A 16,937-nucleotide genomic window follows, 5' to 3' on the forward strand; every position below is an offset into this window, starting at 1 on the left:
CCCGCGCGAACGCGCGTCGCGCTGCGCGGATTCGCCCGGCGATGAAGCGGGGACGCCGCCGTGACTGCTATGAATGCGATGACCGCTTGGGGCTGGTGTGGCGCTTCAATTGTAGTCGCAGCGCGGCGGCTTCGCTTTGCAGCGCGCCGACGAATGCGTCCGCGAGCGGATGCGCGGGCCGGTGCTCGGGACGGATCACGCTGACGCGAAACGGCAGCGACGACGCGAGCGGCCGGATATGCAGATTGTGGCCCGCGAAATCGAGCGCGGTCAGCGGATTGACGATCGCAATGCCGAGCCCTTGCCGCACGAAGCTGCACACGGACACCGCGGTCGGCGTTTCGATCAGCAGGCGGCGCACGATGCCGGCTCGCGCGAACGCTTCGTCGATTTGCAGCCGGTATGGATCGTTCGCGGACAGGCTGATGAACGCCTGATCGGCGAAATCTTTCAATGCGATCACGCGTTTCGCGAGCAGCGGGTGAGCGTCGGGCAGCACACACACTTCATCGACGGCGATGAGCGGCGTGAGGCGCGTGCCGGGCGGTGGCGCGTCGTGCTCGGTGAGGCCGAGGTCGTAGCGCTGCGCGCTCAGCCATTCTTCGAGAAACGGCGACTCCTGCGTCGCGATCGATACGCTGACGCCCGGCTGCACATCGTGAAAGCGTTTGACGGCGCCCGGCAGGATCGAATGCGAAAACACCGGCAGCGCGATCAGGGATAGCTGGCCACCCTTGAATTCGCGCAGCGCGGCCGCCGTCGACGCGACGCGTTCGAGCCCGACATACGCGCGCCTGATCTCGTCGAACAGCGTCAGCGCGGATTGCGTGGGACGCAGCCGGCCCTGCACTCGCTCGAACAACGCGAAGCCGATGCTCTGTTCCATGCGCGCGAGTTCGCGGCTCACGGTGGGCTGCGACGTGAACAGCATCTCGGCTGCCTTGGTCACGCTGCCGGCCGTCATCAGCGCGCGGAAGATTTCGATGTGCCGGTGCGTGAGCGCCATGGTGGGTCCGTGCTATATCAAAAGTGAATAGGCGAGCAATAGATTGGTATTTTACTGAATGATCGCCGCGGATCATCATGTCGGCTATCGCTTTCGCAAAGCATCGACATGCAACCGACCATGACGCCATTCGACTCCCGTCAACTCGCGGACCTCGCGCGCCAGCACGGCACGCCGCTATGGGTCTATGACGCCGACACGATCCGCCAGCGCATCGCGCAGTTGCGCAGTTTCGACACGATCCGCTACGCGCAGAAGGCCTGTTCGAACGTGCACATCCTGAAGCTGATGCGCGACGAAGGCGTGATGGTCGATGCGGTCTCTTTGGGTGAACTCGCGCGCAGTTTTGCCGCGGGCTATGCGGCTCAACCCGCATCGAACGGTGGGCCCGAAGGCGTCGTCTTCACCGCCGACGTGCTCGACCATGCGACGCTGGCCACCGTGCTCGACGAGCGAATCACGGTCAACGCCGGCTCGCCCGACATGCTCGAACGGCTCGGGAGACACGCGAGCGAAGGCCATCGCGTGTGGCTGCGGATCAATCCCGGCTTCGGTCACGGCCACAGCAGCAAGACCAACACAGGCGGCGAGCACAGCAAGCACGGCATCTGGCGCGATGACCTGCCAAGCGCGCTCGAACTGGTGCGGCGCTATCGGCTGAAGCTCGTCGGGCTGCACATGCATATCGGCTCGGGTGTCGATTACGCGCATCTCGCGAAAGTGTGCGATGCGATGGTCGATGCGGTGTCGCAACTCGATCAGGATATCGAGGCGATTTCCGCGGGTGGTGGTTTGTCGGTGCCGTATCGCGATGGCGAAATGAGTGTCGATACCGCGCATTATTTCCGGCTGTGGGACGACGCGCGGCGCCGCATCGAAGCACGCGTCGGGCATCGCGTGCGACTCGAAATCGAACCGGGGCGCTTTCTGGTCGCGCAGGCAGGTGTACTCGTCGCCGAAGTGCACGCGCTGAACCGGCGGCCGTCGCGGCAATTCGCGTTGCTCGATGCGGGCTTCAACGACCTGGTGCGGCCGTCGTACTACGGCAGTTATCACGAGATCAGCGTGCTTCGGCGCAACGGCACGCCGAGCGATGCGCCGGCCGGCTCGTTCAGCGTGGCGGGGCCACTGTGCGAAGCCGGCGACGTGTTCACGCAGGCGCAAGGCGGTGTCGTCACGAGCCGGTCGATGCCCGCGCCTCGAGTGGGCGACCTGCTCGTGTTCCATGACACAGGCGCGTACGGCGCGTCGATGTCATCGAACTACAACAGCCGGCCGCTCGCGCCCGAGGTGCTGATCGAGCGCGGCAACGCGCGGCTGATCCGGCGCAGGCAGCGCATCGAAGAATTGATAGCGCTCGAAGCAACGGCGGCTTGAGCGGCGCATTGGAGCTCAACACTCAACACTCAACGCTCAATGCGCCCGCACCGCGCGCGTGTACGACGCGATCATCGTCGCGAACTCCTGCGCGGCTGGGGTCAGCGGAATCGCGGCGCGTTGCAGCAGACAGACGTTCTGCTGCAACGCGCGCTCGCGCACGGGGATCGTCGTCAGCACGTCCGCGAACGGCCCGCGCTTCGCGATGACCGATGATTCGAGCGACAGGCAATCGGTCGCGGCTACCAGGTGCAGAGTCTCGTACAAGCCCTCGACGGTCGCGACGATCTTCGGCGGCGGCAAGCCGTAGCTGTCGAACAGATGACTCAACCGGTTGACGTGCGGCTCCTCGGTCAGATTCGGCGAGCGCGTCGTCACCCACGTGCAACCGACGAGTTCGGCGAGCGACTTCGCGCGCGCCTTCGGATGACCGCGCCGGCACACGATCACCGGGTCGGACGGATAGAGCGGCGTGACCGACAGATCGGCGGTGTCGGTCTGCTTCGATACGAGCGCGACAGCGAAATCCAGCGTGCCTTCGCGGATCCACGAGATCATCATGCGCGACGTGCCCGTGCGCAGATGCACGGCGACGCGCTCGAAGCGCGCACGAAATTCCATCAACACGGGCGCGAACGCGTCGACGAGCGGCTCGGTCGTCATGCCGAACGTGACCTCGCCCACGTAGTCGCCGCGCAGTTGCCGCACGTCCTCCTCGGCACGCTCGCATTCACCGAGGATCGCGCCGGCCCGCTGCAGCAGCCGCTGGCCCAGCGCGGTCAGCGCAATGCCGCGATTGGTGCGCGTGAATAGCGTCGCGCCGAGCATCGATTCGAGGTTCTGCAACTGCTGCGTGATGCCGCTTTGCGCGATGCCGAGCGCGCGCGACGCCGCGCGGATGCTGCCATGCTCGGCGACCGCCGTGAACGCGCGCAGCTGGGAAATCGTCAATGCCATGGCGACAGGGTTTGGTGATCGGTAAAAGTGATCATGATATTCCGAACGGGACTTCTTTGAGGCGCCACAGCGGCTTACGATCACGCTGTCCTGATCCGCTCATCGTCGCCTTCCATGAAAACTCCGCTGATGACTCTCTGCGCCGCGCTGGCATTCAGCAGCGGCGCGTTCGCCGCTGACGCCAACACGTTGCGCCTCGGCATCGACCCGACCTATCCGCCGATGGACTCGAAGGCGCCCGATGGCAGCCTGAAGGGCTTCGACGTCGATCTCGGCAACGAGATTTGCCGGCGCATCCACGCGCATTGTCAGTGGGTCGAACTCGAGTTTTCGGGCATGATTCCGGCGCTGCAGGCGCGCAAGATCGACGCGGTGCTGTCGTCGATGGCGATCACCGAGAAGCGCGAGCAGCAGATTCTGTTTTCGTCGAAGCTGTTCCAGTTCAAGTCGCGGCTGATCGCGCGGCAAGGCTCGTCGCTCGCGCCTACGGCGAGCGGACTTGCCGGCAAGCAGATCGGCGTGCAGTCGGGCACGCAGTTCGAGGGCTACGCGCTGAAGAACTGGACGCCGCTCGGCGCGAACGTGGTCGCCTACAAGAGCCAGGACGAGGTGTTCGCCGATCTGCAGAACGACCGGCTCGACGGCGCGTTGCTCGGCACCGTCGAGGCCGATTACGGCTTCCTGCGCACGCCCGCGGGCAAGGGCTTCGCGTTTGTCGGCGAGCCGCTTTCGATGGGAGATCGCGGCGTCGGCATCGGCTTGCGCAAGGACGAAACCGCGGTGCAGGCATCGATCGACGCGGCGATCGCGTCGATGCGCAAAGACGGCACCTATGCGCAGATCGCGAAGAAGTACTTCGACTTCGATCCGTACGGCAATTGATCCAGATTTCCAACATTATCTTCGCGGCTTTCCATTCATGAACAGGCAATCGATTCCGCTTGTGTCGCCAGCCATCGGCACGCACCGCGAACTGGTGTCGTTTCATTTCGGCCCGGCCGATAGCGGGCAGAAGATCTACATCCAGGCGTCGCTGCATGCCGACGAAACGCCCGCGATGCTGACCACGGTGCTGCTGAAGCGGCGTCTGCGGGAGCTCGAGGAAGCCGGCGCGCTGAACGCGCAAATCGTGCTCGTGCCGGTGTCGAATCCGGTCGGGCTCAGTCAATACGTGCTCGGGCAGTTCATCGGCCGCTTCGATCTCGGCAGTGGCAAGAACTTCAACCGGCATTTCGTGCAGTTCGCAAAGCTCGTCGCGAATGCGAAAGAGGCGCTCGGCGCCGACGCGAACGAGAACCGCCGCATCGTGCGCGAGCTGCTCGCGGCCGAACTCGCGCAACAGAAGCCGCTGACCGAATTCGAGTCGCTGCAACTGGCGCTCTTGAAGTTGTCGTGCGACGCGGACGTCGTGATCGATCTGCATTGCTCGCTCGAAGCGGCGATGCATGTGTACACGAGCGAATCCGCCTGGGCCGAGTTCGAGCCGCTGTCGCGCTATCTCGGTGCAGAGGCGTCGTTGCTCGCGACCGATTCGGGCGGCGGCGCGTTCGACGAAACCCACAGCCTGCTGTGGTGGACGTTGCAGCAGCAGATGCCGGCGAGCAAGCCGGTGCCGACCGGCTCGATCGCGGTGACGGTCGAATGCCGCGGCCAGCGCGACGTGTCGTATGAAGTCGCGCAGCAGGATGCCGACGCGCTCGTCGACTATCTGGTGTGGCGCGGCGCGATTCGGGGCGAGGCCAGGCCGTTGCCGCCGCTGCTGTCGCCGGCGACGCCGCTCGCGGGCAGCGAGCAGTTCTATGCGCCGGTGAGCGGGATTCTCGTGCACCGCGCGAAGATCGGCGACAAGATCCGCGTCGGCCAGCCGCTGTTCGATATCGTCGATCCGCTGACCGACGAGACGACCACGATCGCGAGCCAGACCGAAGGGGTGCTGTACATGCGGCGCGCGATCCGTTTCGCGACGGCCGGTGCGCCGCTCGGCCGCGTGACCGGCACGCGGCCGATCCGAACGGGCGTGTTGCTGGGCGCCTGAGCGCGTAGCGGCTATGCCGGACTCGGCATCCAGGGGCCGCCTCGACGCCTCACGCGACGGTGCTGACGTGCGCCTCAGCCGCCTTGCTGCGAAGTAGTCGGCGCCGCCCGGCCGGCGATCCGGCGCCTCGCCTGTTGTGCGGATTTAATCTCTTTCAGTCACGAAAAAGCCCAAGCCCGCCTCCGGAGAAAGGCCGATACTCGTCGTCATACTCAACGTGTGTCGGCGCGGCCGGCTTTTTGAAGGAGACGGACAAAGTGAGCAAGGCTATCCAATGGAGCGGTGTGTTTCCCGCCGTCAGCACCCAGTTCAAGCCGGATTTTTCGCTCGACATCGACGCGACGCACCGAGTGGTCAGCAATCTCGTCAAGGACGGGGTCTCGGGTCTGGTGGTCTGCGGCACGGTTGGCGAAAACACCTCGCTGAGCACGTCGGAAAAACTGCAGGTGATCGAGGCCGCGCGCGACGCGGCTGGCGGCAAGGTGCCGGTCGTCGCGGGTGTCGCCGAGTTCACGACCGAGTTCGCGCGGCAGACGGTGCGTGAAGCCGCGCGTGTCGGCGTCGACGGCGTGATGGTCATGCCGGCGCTCGTCTATTCCGCGAAGCCGCACGAAACCGCCGCGCATTTCCGCTCGGTCGCGACCAGCACCGATCTGCCGGTGATGATCTACAACAACCCGCCGATCTACAAGAACGACGTCACGCCGGACGTGCTGATCGCACTGCAGGACTGCGAGAACATCGTCTGCTTCAAGGATTCGTCGGGCGATACGCGACGCTTCATCGATCTGCGCAACGCGGTGGGCGACCGCTTCGTGCTGTTCGCCGGCCTCGACGACGTCGTCGTCGAAAGCATCGCGGTCGGTGCGCAAGGGTGGGTGTCGGGCATGTCGAACGCGTTCCCGAAGGAGGGCGAGACGCTGTTCCGCCTCGCCACGCAGAAGCGTTTCGATGAAGCGCTGTCGCTGTACCGCTGGTTCATGCCGCTGTTGCACCTCGACGCGCGCCCCGACCTCGTGCAATGCATCAAGCTGTGCGAGGAACTGCTCGGCCGCGGCAGCGCCGTCACGCGTCCGCCGCGCCTCGCGCTGCAAGGCGACGCGCTCGCCGAAGTCAAAGACATCGTCGCCAAGGCGCTCGCCACGCGTCCGGCGCTGCCGGACGTCGGTCTCTAAGCACCGCGTTTCAATACGGGCCTCAAAAAACATCGGCACCCTGTCCGCCACGTAGGGGGGACAGGATGCCGAATCTTACTGCGAGTAAGCAGGGCTGGCGGTGGTTGCCTCAACTCGCGCTCAGCACCGGCGCAACCGCAGCCGGATCGCTGATACTCGGCCGGCCGTTCTCGACGTGACCGGCAAAGCGGCGCGAGAAGCTCGCGTCGTCACTGCTCGTCACCGTCAGGTCGTACCAGTGATGGCTCGACGCAAGCACCCAGCCTTCTTCGATACGCGCATTGGCCGGCACGACCACGGTGCGCGGGCGCGCGCCGTACGCGTTGTCGATCACCGTCAGATGCGCGATGCCGCCGCCGCTGTTGGTGAACTTCAGGAACACGTTGCCATTCGCGACGTCGTATTGCGCGCTCACTTCAGGCCGCGCCGGCTGGTTGTCGCCATGACCGTTGCCATGGCCATTCTGCGTGCTTTGCGTGCTCGCCTGGGTGTTGCCCGCGAACCTGCGTACGAAGCCGTTCGGGCCGAACACGTCGAATCCATACACGCCGTTCGTCGTGCTCAGGTCGAACGTGTCGCTGAGCGACTTGCCCGCTTCGACCGTGTAGCGCCACGGACCGTCGGTGTGATTCGTCGCGTACACGTAGAAGTGCGCGCCCTGGTCGCCGGTGTTGCCGATCGTGATTTCGAACGTGTCGTTGCCCGCGTTCGCCGCGCCGTTCACATGCAGTTCGTACGGCAACGCGCGCGCGAAACGGATGCCCGCTTCCTGCGCATCGACCGGAGTCGGCGTCGTCGGCACGGTCGGCTTCGGTTGCGTCTTGCACTGGTTGTCGGCCATGTTCATGTAGTTGCTGGTGTCCGGCAGCGACGGCATCTTCGCATCCGGCGTGCGGAAGTCGAACGCGGTGGTCAGGTCGCCGCATATCGCACGACGCCATGCCGTGATGTTCGGCTCATGCACGCCGAAGCGCGTTTCGATGAAGCGGATCACCGAGGTGTGATCGAACACCTGCGAGCACACGAAGCCACCCTTGGTCCACGGCGACACGATCGTCATCGGCACGCGCGGGCCGAGGCCGTACGGATAGCCGTCGGCGGTGTAGCTGCCGCCGCGCAGCGGATTGACGACATTGTGGATTTCGCCGTCGGTCGTCACCGTCGACTTGCCCTGGGTGGAGGTCGTCGGCGGCTGCGGCGGCACGAGGTGATCGAAGAAGCCGTCGTTCTCGTCATACATGACGAAGAGCACGGTCTTGCTCCACACCTCGGGGTTCGACGTCAGCGCGTCGAGAATCTGCGAGGTGTATTCGGCGCCGTACGCGGGCGTGTAGCTCGGATGCTCCGAGTAGGCGGCCGGCGGGCACAGCCACGACACCTGCGGCAGCCGGTTCGCGAGCACGTCGGCTTTCAGGTCGTCGATCGTGCGCACGGTTTGCGCGCGCTCGTAGAGCGGCGAACCCGGCTGCGCGTTGATGAAGTTCGTGAAGTTCTGCAGGATGTTGGTGCCGTAATTGCCATTCAGCGGATCGACGCCCGACGTGCCCTGCTGATAGATCTGCCACGAAATGCCCGCGGCCTGCAGACGCTCCGGATACGTGGTCCACGACAGCAACTGATAGTTCGGCGGACCATCGCCGTCGACCCAGTCGTTGTTGTCGAGCAGCGGGCCGCCCATCGTGCCGGTCGGGTCGACCATGCCGGTCATCAGATACGCGCGGTTCGGGTGCGTCGGTCCCGGCAACGAGCAGAAGTACGCATCGCAGATCGTGAACGCGTCGGCGAGCGCGTAGTGGAACGGGATGTCGCTACGCAGGTGGTAGCCCATCGTCATGTCGGTCTTGTTGGCGGGCCACTGGTCGTAGCGGCCGCCGTCGATCGCGTAGTGGGTCTTGTACCATGTGTGATCGAGATCGCCGACGCACTGCGCGCTCGTCGTCGCGGTGTTCAGGTGGAACGGCAGCACCGGCTTGGTCGGGTCTTCCTTCGACGGCTGATTCCACACCGGCAGGCCACTCGGCAGCGGAATCGGGAAGCGGTCGTTGTAGCCGCGCACGCCGCGCAGGTGGCCGAAGTAGTGGTCGAACGAGCGGTTCTCCTGCATGAACACGACGATGTGCTCGATATCGCTAATCGTGCCCGTGCGCGAAAACGCGGGCACGGCGAGTGCGTTGCGGATCGACTCGGGCAATGCGGTCATCGCGGCGGCGGCGCCCGCGGATGACGCCATGGTTTGCAGGAAACGGCGACGGCTAGTTGATGTCATCGAATATCACCTTCTGCGTAGGGGAAGAATAGCGCGCGTGAGCGTGCCTTGGGGTGTTTCGTGGTCGGTTACGCGTTGCTCTTGCTGATCAGTTGCGGACTAGTTGTTCGCGCTGTCGCCGGGCGCGTAGCGCATGACCGGCGCGACCTGCTGGCTGTCGGCCGCGAGACTGGCCTGCACGTTTTGCGTGATCGCGTCGGTGGCGGCTGCGCCACTTGCCGCGTTGCTCGCCGTGTTGTTCGCCGCGTTGTCCGCGAATGGCGCTGAGGCGTTGGGAGTCGCCACTGCCGCTGCCGCCATTGCGGGTCGTTGCGCCGCGTCGTTCGGCGCAAGGCTCGTGGTCGTCGCGATGCTCGTGGAAGAGGAGTCGTCCGCGCCGCAACCGTTCAACGCTATCGTGGTAAGCGCCAGCAATGCGGCGCTCGCGATGCAACTGATTTTTCTCATGTCCGCATCCGGTTCGATGAAAGCGGGTGCAGTCTCCATTCCTTTCAAGAAATAATTGTGAAACGTTTGCGCCCGGCATAACTTTCGATAAATCGTCGGTTGATCGAAAGAAAATGGAAAGTATCGGGAAGGTCAATGTTCATGGCGCTGCCATCTGCGCTATGTTTGCTGCTTTATCGTTCGCGCATGGGCACGATTCAATGACTCGCATCGATTCACCCATCGACATCTCGCAACTCGAAGACGAATGGCTCGAAGCCGACGGCTTCGGCGGCTTTGCTTCGGGCACGCTCGGCATGTTGCGCACGCGCCGCTACCATGCGCTGCTGCTAGCCGCGACGCGCGCGCCGGGTGGGCGCATGGTGCTCGTCAACGGCATCGAGGCGTGGGTCGAGGCGGGCGGCGAGCGCTTCGCGTTGACCATGCAACGCTATGGGCCTGACGTGATCTATCCGGATCTGCGCGGCCGCCTTGCCAGCTTCGACACCGCGCCGTGGCCGACATGGCGCATTCAACTCGGTGCGCACGCGGCGATGATCGCCGATGTGTTCGTCGGCAAAGCGACGTGCGAAACGGTATTGCGCTGGCGGCTCGAAGGCGGCGAACTCGATGCGCCCGTGCTGAAGATCAGACCGCTGCTGTCGGGCCGTGACTATCATGCGCTGCATCACGAGAATCCGTCCTTCAACTTCGGCGCGCAAGTCAGCGCCGATCAATCTTGCGCAAGCTGGCAACCGTATGGCGGACTGCCGGTCGTGCGAGCGGCGACGAACGGCGCCTATACGCATGCGCCCGACTGGTATCGCAACTTCTGCTACGTGCGCGAGCAGGAGCGCGGTCTCGATTGCAGCGAAGATCTCGCGACGCCCGGCGTGTTCAGCTTCGATCTCGCGGAGGGCGACGCGGTGATGATTCTGAGCGCGTCGAGCACGTCCGCCACCGAATGCGCGAACGACAAAGCCCAAACCACCGCCCACGCCGCCCAACTCGCCCACACCGAACAACAACGCCGCGCCGCACTCGGCTCGCGCCTGCAACGTTCGGCCGACGCCTACGTCGTCACGCGCAACGAAGGCCGCACGATCCTCGCGGGCTTTCCGTGGTTCACCGACTGGGGCCGCGACACGTTCATCGCGATGCGCGGCCTGCTGATCGAGTCGAACCGTCTCGACGATGCCGAAGCGATCCTGCTCGAATGGTCGGGCACGCTGTCCGAAGGCATGCTGCCGAACCGCTTCCCCGACTACGGCGACGCGCCCGAATACAACTCGGTCGACGCGTCGCTATGGTTCATCGTCGCGGTTCACGACTATCTGGCGACGCCGCATGCGGGCGCGCAAACGCGCGCGCATCTGCAGCAGGCCGCCGAAACGATCCTGACCGGCTACACGAACGGCACGCGCTTCAACATCGGCGTATGCGCGGACGACGGCCTGCTGCGCGCCGGCATCCCCGGCGTGCAACTGACGTGGATGGATGCGAAAGTCGGCGACTGGGTCGTCACACCGCGCATCGGCAAGCCGGTCGAAGTGCAGGCGCTGTGGATCAACGCGCTGCGAATCGCGTCAGCATGGAACCCGCAGTGGCGGCAAGCTGCCGAGCGCGCGACGCTCGCGTTTCGCCGGCGCTTCGTCGAGCCGGCCACCCAGGCGCTGTTCGATAACGTCGACGTCGATCATGTGCCGGGCACGGTCGACCGCTCGATCCGGCCGAATCAGATCTTCGCGGTCGGTGGCCTGCCGTTTCCGCTGCTCGAAGGCGCGGCGGCGCGCGCGGTGGTGGGTCAGGTCGAAGCGCAATTGCTGACGCCGCTCGGCCTGCGCACGCTCGCGCCGTCCGATCCCGCCTATCGCGGCCGCTACGGCGGCGCGCCGCGCGAACGCGACGGCGCCTATCACCAGGGCACCGCGTGGTTGTGGCTGATCGGCCCGTTCGTCGAAGCGTGGCTGCGAGTGAATGGCGCGAGTGCCGATAATCTCGCGCAGGCGAGGGCGCGTTTTCTCGCCCCGCTGTACGCGCATCTCGATCACGCGGGCCTCGATCACCTGTCCGAGATCGCCGCCGGCGACGCGTCGCACGCGCCCGCCGGCACGCCGTTCCAGGCCTGGTCGCTAGGCGAATTGCTGCGCGTCGAAAGTCTGCTTGCCCGGTTCGAGCACAACGGCGCGTAAACCGCGCTACGATGTGGGTCCCACCGCCAGGCCTGTTGCAAGGACGTTTTCATGCCACCGCTGCGCGCTGCCAATCTGCTCGCCACGATCGAAGGTTCCCGACTGCATTCGCCCGAATGCGGCCACTGGCAGCGCTGGGGGCCGTATCTGAGCGAGCGCCAGTGGGGCACGGTGCGCGAGGACTACAGCGCGAACGGCACCGCCTGGGACTCATTTCCGCACGACCATGCCCGCAGCCGCGCCTACCGCTGGGGCGAAGACGGCATCGCCGGTTTCGGCGACGACCGGCTCAGCTGGTGCGTGTCGCTCGCGCTGTGGAACCGCAAGGACCCGATCATCAAGGAGCGCCTGTTCGGCCTGACCAACTCGCAGGGCAATCACGGCGAGGACGTCAAGGAGTTGTACTTCTATCTCGACGGCACGCCCACGCATTCCTACATGCGCATGCTGTACAAATACCCGCACGCGGCCTATCCCTACCAGGACCTGATCGACGAAAACGCGCGCCGCGGCGGCGATATGCCAGAGTACGAAGTACTCGATACCGGCGTGTTCGACGATCAGCGCTATTTCGACGTCCAGATCGAATACGCGAAGCACACGCCCGACGACATCGTGATGCGTGTGACGATCGAAAATCGCGCGGACGAAGCGGCGTCGCTCGATGTGCTGCCGCAGATCTGGGCGCGCAACTCGTGGTCGTGGAAAGAGAACAAGGACAAGCCGAAGCTCGTCGCCGGTACCGGTCATGACGGCGCGGTGCGTCTGCTTGGCCATCACCATGTGCACGAACCGATCGTCGTGACCGCGTGGTCGAAGGACGCGCCGCAACTCGCGTGGCTGTTCTGCGAGAACGACACCAACGTGAAGCGGCTGTTCGGCGTGGACGGCGCGGGCCCGTTCAAGGACGGCTTCAACGACTACCTCGTGCACGGCGACGCGAACGCGATCCGTCACGACGCGGGCACCCGCGCCGCCGCGCATGCGGCGCTCGAGTTCGGGCCGCACGGACGCGCGGTCGTGTATCTGCGTTGGCACCCGCAATCGGCGACCGATGAAGCGCCATTCGATGCCGACGCGTTGATCGCGCGCCGCCTCGCCGAAGCCGACGAATTCTATGGCGCGTTGCAACACGAGATCACCGACCCCGATGCGCGTCTCGTGCAACGTCAGGCGCTCGCCGGCTTGCTGTGGTCGAAGCAGTACTACCAGTACGACGTGCAGCGCTGGCTCGACGGCGATCCGCTGCAACCGAGCCCGCCCGCCGCGCGCAGGCACGGCCGCAACACCGACTGGCGGCATCTGTGCAACGCGGACATCGTGTCGATGCCGGACAAGTGGGAGTACCCGTGGTACGCGTCGTGGGACCTTGCGTTTCACGCGGCCGCGTTCGCGCTGATCGATCCGGCGTTCGCCAAGAAGCAGTTGCTGCTGCTCGTGAAGGACCGCTATCAGCACCCGAACGGCCAGTTGCCCGCTTACGAATGGGCGTTGAGCGACGCGAACCCGCCGGTCCATGCATGGGCCGCGTGGCGCGTGTACGAGATCGATCGCGCGCTGACCGGCAAGGCGGACCGCGATTTTCTGGAGCTCGTGTTTCACAAGCTGCTGCTGAATTTCTCGTGGTGGGTGAATCGCAAGGACGCCGACGGCCACAATATTTTTCAGGGCGGTTTTCTCGGGCTCGACAACGTCGGCATCTTCGACCGCTCGTCGCCGCTGCCCACCGGCGGCCACATCGACCAGGCCGACGGCACCGCGTGGATGGCCGCGTATGCGCTCGACCTGATGCGTATCGCGCTCGAACTCGCCTACGCGAACCATGTGTTCGTCGATATTGGTGTGAAGTTCTTCGAGCACTTCCTGTACATCGCGGAAGCGGTCAGTTGCGACGACGGCTGCGACACGGGCCTGTGGGACAGCGAGGACGAATTCTTCTACGACAAGCTGCGCCTGCCCGACGGCAGCAGCATGCCGATGCGCGTTCGCTCGATCGTCGGACTGATACCGCTGTTCGCCGTGCACGTGCTCGAGGAGCGTCTGCACGGCGGCTTGCCGGGCTTGCGCGAGCGCCTCGTGTGGTTTCTCGAGCATCGGCCCGATCTCGCGAAGCTGGTGTCGCGCTGGAACGAGCCCGGCAAGGGCAACGCGCTTTTGCTGTCGCTGCTGCGCGGGCATCGGATGAAGGCGTTGTTACGACGCGCGCTCGACGAAAGTGAATTTCTTTCCGATCACGGCGTGCGAGCGTTGTCGCGTTGCCATCGCGATCATCCGTTCGTGTACCAGCACAACGGCAACAGCTTCTGCGTGAAGTATCTGCCGGCCGAATCCGATACCCGCGTGTTCGGCGGCAATTCGAACTGGCGCGGGCCGGTGTGGATGCCGGTCAACTATCTGCTGATCGAATCGCTGTACGAGTTTCATCGCTATTACGGCGATGATTTCCGCGTCGAGTATCCGACCGGATCGGGCCAGAAGTTCTCGTTGAGCGAAATCGCCGACGAACTCGCGCGCCGCGCGACCACGCTGTTCCTGAAGGACAAAAACGGCGAGCGGCCGGTGATGGGCGCGTACCCGCTGCTGCAGGCGGACCCGCGTTCGCAGGATCTGATCCTGTTCCATGAGTATTTTCATGGCGATAACGGTCGTGGCGTCGGGGCTTCGCATCAGACCGGCTGGACCGGGCTCGTCGCGTTGCTGTTGCAGCCGCGCGCGATGGCGGCATCGGGCAACGTGCCGCGGGCGGGGGAACCGGCGCTGGCGCCCGCGCCGATTCCGGTGCCGGCGGCTTCTGCATCCGCGGTAACGCCGACGGTGGCGAAAGAACCGGTACCGTCGCTCGCGGCCACGACGACGAAATAAGCACGCCGCGCGCTCACGCGCGAACGCGATTGAACTGTGCGGCAGCGCCCGTGGTCTTTCATGTATCGCCGCGTTCGTTCTATCGGCTTACCGAGGTCCAAGTGAATCCCATGTCGACCACACCGAACCCATCCGTTTCTCCCGATCAACCCAACGCAACGCCCGCCCTGAGCTGCAAGCTCAGCGCGAACCGGAACGACGCCCTGTCGTCGCCGGCCGGCAAGAAGCCCGCGCCGCCGTGCACGCTCGTGATCTTCGGCGCGGGCGGCGATCTGACCAAACGTCTGTTGATGCCGGCGCTCTACAACCTCGCGGTCGATGGCCTGCTCGACGCCAGCATGAAGATCATCGGCGTCAATCACGGCGAGCGCGAAACGCGCGAATGGTGCGACGAACTGCATACCTCGCTGCAGAAGTTCGCCGCCGACAAGGCCAGCACCTTTCACGCCGGCAAGCTCGACGACAACGCATGGAACTGGGTCGCGCAGCGCCTGGAATACATGGCGGGCGAGTTCGAATCCGACGATACGTTCGCGAAGCTGAAGCAGAAGCTCGATCAGTCGAAAGGCGGTAACGCGATCTTCTACCTCGCGGTCGGCGCGCGTTTTTTCAAACCGATCACCGACCGGCTCGGCAAAGCCGGCCTGCTGAAGGAAGGCGACGGCGCGAACGGCGGTTTCCGGCGTCTCGTGATCGAGAAGCCGTTCGGCACCGATCTCGCATCGGCGCGCGATCTGAACGCGCACATCCTGTCGTATGCGCGGGAGTCGCAGGTGTACCGCATCGATCATTTTCTCGGCAAGGACACCGTGCAGAGCATCCTCGCGGTGCGCTTGGCGAATGCGATGTTCGAGCCGATCTGGCGGCGCGAGTACATCGATTGCGTGCAGATCACGGCGGCGGAAACGATCGGCGTCGAGGGGCGCGGCAGGTTCTACGAGCAGACCGGCGCGTTTCGCGACATGGTGCCGAACCACCTGTTCCAACTGCTCGGCATCGTCGCGATGGAGCCGCCGAATTCGTTCGACGCCGAAGCCGTGCGAAACAAGAAGGCCGAACTGTTCGACGCAATCCAGCCGCTGACGTCCGCCGACGTCGTCTTCGGCCAGTACGAAAAAGGGCCAGCCGGCGTGGGCTATCGCGAGGAGCCCGACGTCGCGCCCGGCAGCACGACGGAAACCTACGCGGCGGCGCGCGTGTTCGTCGAGAACTGGCGCTGGGCCGGCGTGCCGTTCTATCTGCGTACCGGCAAGCGGCTCGCGGTGCGCCGCACCGAGGTTTCGGTGCAGCTGAAGCCGGTGCCGTTCCGCCTGTTCCGCGATACGCCGGTCAACGCATTGACGCCGAACGTGCTGACCATTCGCATCGATCCCGAGCACGGCTCGAGCTTCGATTTCAACGTGAAGGTGCCGGGGCCGGTGATGCAGGTCGGTCCGGTACAGTCGTCGTTCAACTATGGCGACTTCTTTGCGGAAAGCGCGAACGTCGGCTACGAGACGCTGCTGTACGACTGCATGTTTGGCGACGCGACGTTGTTTCAGCGCGCCGACAGCATCGAGACGAGCTGGTGCGCGGTCGACGACGTGCTGCATCCGAGGAGTGGCGGCGCGGTTGCCGTGCGCGGCTATGCGGGCGGCAGCGACGGGCCGGCCGAAGCCGACGCGCTGCTCGCGCGCGACGGCCACGCGTGGCGCCCGTTGCAGCAGAAAGCGCCCGGCGGCAAGTCGTAGCGGCACCTTTGAACCAACCCGCAGACCCGCATCACAACCGCCTCAACACAATCGGGAGACATCGTGGCAATACGCAACAAGAACGCAGTGAAACGGAATGCGCCGACAAGCGGCAGCGAGCACATCCTCGCGATCGACGTCGGCGGCACCGGCCTGAAGGCCGCGATCATCGACGCCGACGGGCAGATGAAAACCGAGCGCGTGCGCGTTGCGACGCCGCATCCGTGCACGCCGGATCAGTTGGTGGACGCGCTCGCGCAACTCGTGGCTCCGCTCATCGAGCAGGTGCGGCCCGTCCGTATCTCGATCGGGTTTCCGGGTGTCGTGCGCAACAACCGCATTCTGACCGCGCCGCACTTCGGCATCGAAGGATGGCACGACATTGCGCTCGCGGATTCGCTCGCGCAGCGCCTGGGCGGACTGCCGGTGCGGATGATCAACGACGCCGAAATGCAAGGCTTCGCGGCGATCGAAGGCCACGGCCTCGAATTCGTGCTGACGCTCGGCACCGGCGCCGGCACCGCGATGTTTCGCGATGGCGAACTGATGCCGCATCTGGAGCTCGCGCATCATCCGGTCAGCAAGAAGGGCGTGGCGTACGACGAATACATCGGCGAGGCCGCGCGCGAGCAGATCGGCAACAAGCGTTGGAGCCGACGTGTCGAGAAGGTGATCGGCATTCTCGAGTCGCTGGTCAATTACGACAAGCTGTGGATCGGCGGCGGCAACGCTGCGCGCATCAAGTTTTCGCTGCCGGCGGACGTGGCGACCGTATCGAACGACGCGGGGATCGAGGGCGGCGCGAAATTGTGGCATCCGCTTTCGGTGCGCGAGACGCGACAGTATCCCGAGGCGACGCAGAAGACGGGGCGGTTCAAGCCGAAGTGAGGCGGTGGATTGCCGCTGCCATC

General features: G+C 65.0%; 12 protein-coding genes. 8 read left to right on the plus strand and 4 right to left on the minus strand.

What is annotated here, in order from left to right:
- Positions 1–67: 67 nt before the first annotated feature.
- Entirely contained in the window at positions 68–1,006 is a 939-nt protein-coding gene (locus HDG37_RS27305) for a LysR family transcriptional regulator (protein ID WP_184052843.1), read from the minus strand.
- A 120-nt stretch (positions 1,007–1,126) separates the two neighbouring features.
- Between HDG37_RS27305 and lysA the strand changes: the two genes are divergently transcribed.
- Positions 1,127–2,383, plus strand: a complete 1,257-nt coding sequence (lysA, locus tag HDG37_RS27310; protein ID WP_260335065.1) for a diaminopimelate decarboxylase — start codon at positions 1,127–1,129, stop codon at positions 2,381–2,383.
- Between the two features lie 36 nt (positions 2,384–2,419).
- Here the strand turns inward: lysA and HDG37_RS27315 are convergent, their stop codons facing one another.
- Complete coding sequence (locus tag HDG37_RS27315; RefSeq protein ID WP_184052847.1) at positions 2,420–3,340, minus strand: LysR family transcriptional regulator; 921 nt, start codon at positions 3,338–3,340, stop codon at positions 2,420–2,422.
- Positions 3,341–3,454: 114 nt separating this feature from the next.
- Between HDG37_RS27315 and HDG37_RS27320 the strand changes: the two genes are divergently transcribed.
- From HDG37_RS27320 to HDG37_RS27330, 3 genes are all read left to right on the plus strand, one after another.
- A complete protein-coding gene (locus HDG37_RS27320) occupies positions 3,455–4,222 on the plus strand; it encodes a transporter substrate-binding domain-containing protein (RefSeq protein ID WP_184052849.1) in 768 nt (255 codons plus the stop codon).
- A 37-nt stretch (positions 4,223–4,259) separates the two neighbouring features.
- A complete protein-coding gene (locus HDG37_RS27325) occupies positions 4,260–5,375 on the plus strand; it encodes a succinylglutamate desuccinylase/aspartoacylase family protein (protein ID WP_184052851.1) in 1,116 nt (371 codons plus the stop codon).
- 257 nt (positions 5,376–5,632) lie between these two features.
- Positions 5,633–6,550, plus strand: coding sequence for a dihydrodipicolinate synthase family protein (locus tag HDG37_RS27330; protein WP_090807963.1), 918 nt, complete (start codon positions 5,633–5,635; stop codon positions 6,548–6,550).
- Positions 6,551–6,659: 109 nt separating this feature from the next.
- Here the strand turns inward: HDG37_RS27330 and HDG37_RS27335 are convergent, their stop codons facing one another.
- Positions 6,660–8,816 (minus strand): phosphocholine-specific phospholipase C, encoded by a 2,157-nt coding sequence (locus HDG37_RS27335; protein ID WP_184052853.1) that lies wholly within the window; start codon positions 8,814–8,816, stop codon positions 6,660–6,662.
- A gap of 99 nt (positions 8,817–8,915) precedes the next feature.
- Positions 8,916–9,263: a hypothetical protein gene (locus tag HDG37_RS27340; RefSeq protein ID WP_184052855.1), complete on the minus strand. Its 348-nt coding sequence runs from the start codon at positions 9,261–9,263 to the stop codon at positions 8,916–8,918.
- Between the two features lie 200 nt (positions 9,264–9,463).
- Here HDG37_RS27340 and HDG37_RS27345 point away from each other — a divergent pair, with 200 nt between their 5' ends.
- The 4 genes from HDG37_RS27345 (at position 9,464) to HDG37_RS27360 (ending at position 16,914) form a co-directional block, all read left to right on the plus strand.
- A complete protein-coding gene (locus HDG37_RS27345) occupies positions 9,464–11,434 on the plus strand; it encodes an amylo-alpha-1,6-glucosidase (RefSeq protein ID WP_184052857.1) in 1,971 nt (656 codons plus the stop codon).
- 51 nt (positions 11,435–11,485) lie between these two features.
- Positions 11,486–14,296 carry an MGH1-like glycoside hydrolase domain-containing protein gene (locus tag HDG37_RS27350; protein ID WP_184052859.1) on the plus strand — a complete coding sequence of 937 codons (2,811 nt, stop codon included), beginning with the start codon at positions 11,486–11,488 and terminating at the stop codon, positions 14,294–14,296.
- Between the two features lie 110 nt (positions 14,297–14,406).
- Positions 14,407–16,026, plus strand: coding sequence for a glucose-6-phosphate dehydrogenase (gene zwf / locus HDG37_RS27355; RefSeq protein WP_184052861.1), 1,620 nt, complete (start codon positions 14,407–14,409; stop codon positions 16,024–16,026).
- A gap of 63 nt (positions 16,027–16,089) precedes the next feature.
- Positions 16,090–16,914, plus strand: coding sequence for an ROK family protein (locus HDG37_RS27360; protein ID WP_184052863.1), 825 nt, complete (start codon positions 16,090–16,092; stop codon positions 16,912–16,914).
- Positions 16,915–16,937: the final 23 nt, after the last annotated feature.

It is taken from the genome of Paraburkholderia sp. MM5384-R2 (genome assembly GCF_014201025.1).
Lineage (GTDB): Bacteria > Pseudomonadota > Gammaproteobacteria > Burkholderiales > Burkholderiaceae > Paraburkholderia > Paraburkholderia tuberum.

What these genes read in the sequence shown, in the direction of transcription:
- HDG37_RS27305 (WP_184052843.1), bottom strand. Translation starts at nt 1,006, where the DNA reads ATGGCGCTCACGCACCGGCACATCGAAATCTTCCGCGCGCTGATGACG.
- lysA (WP_260335065.1), top strand. Translation starts at nt 1,127, where the DNA reads ATGACGCCATTCGACTCCCGTCAACTCGCGGACCTCGCGCGCCAGCAC.
- HDG37_RS27315 (WP_184052847.1), bottom strand. Translation starts at nt 3,340, where the DNA reads ATGGCATTGACGATTTCCCAGCTGCGCGCGTTCACGGCGGTCGCCGAG.
- HDG37_RS27320 (WP_184052849.1), top strand. Translation starts at nt 3,455, where the DNA reads ATGAAAACTCCGCTGATGACTCTCTGCGCCGCGCTGGCATTCAGCAGC.
- HDG37_RS27325 (WP_184052851.1), top strand. Translation starts at nt 4,260, where the DNA reads ATGAACAGGCAATCGATTCCGCTTGTGTCGCCAGCCATCGGCACGCAC.
- HDG37_RS27335 (WP_184052853.1), bottom strand. Translation starts at nt 8,816, where the DNA reads ATGACATCAACTAGCCGTCGCCGTTTCCTGCAAACCATGGCGTCATCC.
- HDG37_RS27340 (WP_184052855.1), bottom strand. Translation starts at nt 9,263, where the DNA reads ATGAGAAAAATCAGTTGCATCGCGAGCGCCGCATTGCTGGCGCTTACC.
- HDG37_RS27345 (WP_184052857.1), top strand. Translation starts at nt 9,464, where the DNA reads ATGACTCGCATCGATTCACCCATCGACATCTCGCAACTCGAAGACGAA.
- HDG37_RS27350 (WP_184052859.1), top strand. Translation starts at nt 11,486, where the DNA reads ATGCCACCGCTGCGCGCTGCCAATCTGCTCGCCACGATCGAAGGTTCC.
- zwf (WP_184052861.1), top strand. Translation starts at nt 14,407, where the DNA reads ATGTCGACCACACCGAACCCATCCGTTTCTCCCGATCAACCCAACGCA.